A 1,170-nucleotide genomic window follows, 5' to 3' on the forward strand; every position below is an offset into this window, starting at 1 on the left:
GCCAGTAGCGTTGGTGTTGGAATGCGTAGGTGGGTAGGGGGACTCGTTGGGCGGTTGGTAGTACTTGTGTCCAGTTGATGTGGATGCCTCGGACGTGGAGTTCGGCTAGTCCGGTCAGGATTTGTTGCAGGCTGCCTTCGTTGCGGCGCAGTGTGCTGACTGTGACTGTGTGCAGTTCGGTGTTGGTCTCGATGGTTTCTTGTATGGCGGGATTGAGTACTGGGTGGGTGGATACCTCGATGAATGTGCGGTGTCCTTGGTTGAGCAGGGTGGTGACGGCGTCGGCGAAGTGGACGGTGTGGCGGAGGTTGCGGAACCAGTAGTCGGCGTTGGTGTTGGTGATCCATTGGCCGGTGACGGTGGAGAGCCAGGGGATGTCGCCGGTTCGGGGTGTGATGTCGGCGAGGGTGCGGTTTAGTTGGGTTGCGATCTTGTCTACGTGGCCGGTGTGTGATGCGTAGTCCACGGGGATGATTCGTGTCCGGGTGGTGTCTCCGTACTGGGTCTGGAGTTCTTTCAGTGCGTTGGTGTCGCCGGCTACGACGGTGGCGGTTGGTCCGTTGATTGCGGCGATCCAGAGTCGGCCTTGGTAGGAAGATAGATCGATGTCGTGGGCGGGCAGGGCGATGGACATCATGCCGCCGTGTCCGGCCAGTTCCTGGTCGATGAGTTGGCTGCGTAGGGCCACGATCTTGGCGGCGTCCTCCAGCGACAGCCAGCCGGCGGCGGCGGCGGCGGCGATCTCGCCTTGGGAGTGCCCGATCACGGCGTCCGGTTCCACACCGAGTGAGCGCCATAACGCGGCCAGCGAAACCATGATCGCCCACGAGACCGGCTGCACCACATCGACGTCGTCGAGCGCACCGCCGGAACTGATGACCTCGATCAGATCCCAGTCCACGTACGGGGTGAGGGCCGCTGAGCACTCGTGCAGCCGTGCGGCGAACACGGGCGAGGAGTCCAGGAGTTCCCGGCCCATACCGGCCCATTGCGCGCCTTGGCCCGGGAACACGAACACGGTGCGGCCGTCGACGTTCGCGGTGCCGGTGATCACGTGTGGATCTGCATGTCTGTCAGCGAGGGCCCGGACTGCGGACAGGCCGTGCGCGGTGTCCCGAGCCATGACCACGGCCCGCTGCTCCAACGCGGCCCGCGTGGTCGCCAGCGACC

The 1,170-nt window shown here is 64.2% G+C and carries 1 protein-coding gene; it reads right to left on the reverse strand.

Annotated features, from left to right (window positions below):
• Positions 1-1,054, reverse strand: a 1,054-nt coding sequence (locus tag AB0N03_RS52455; RefSeq protein WP_364389028.1) for an acyltransferase domain-containing protein, incomplete at its 3' end; no start/stop codon positions are given.
• Positions 1,055-1,170: the final 116 nt, after the last annotated feature.

Source organism: Amycolatopsis sp. NPDC051061 (assembly GCF_040682935.1).
GTDB lineage: Bacteria > Actinomycetota > Actinomycetes > Mycobacteriales > Pseudonocardiaceae > Amycolatopsis.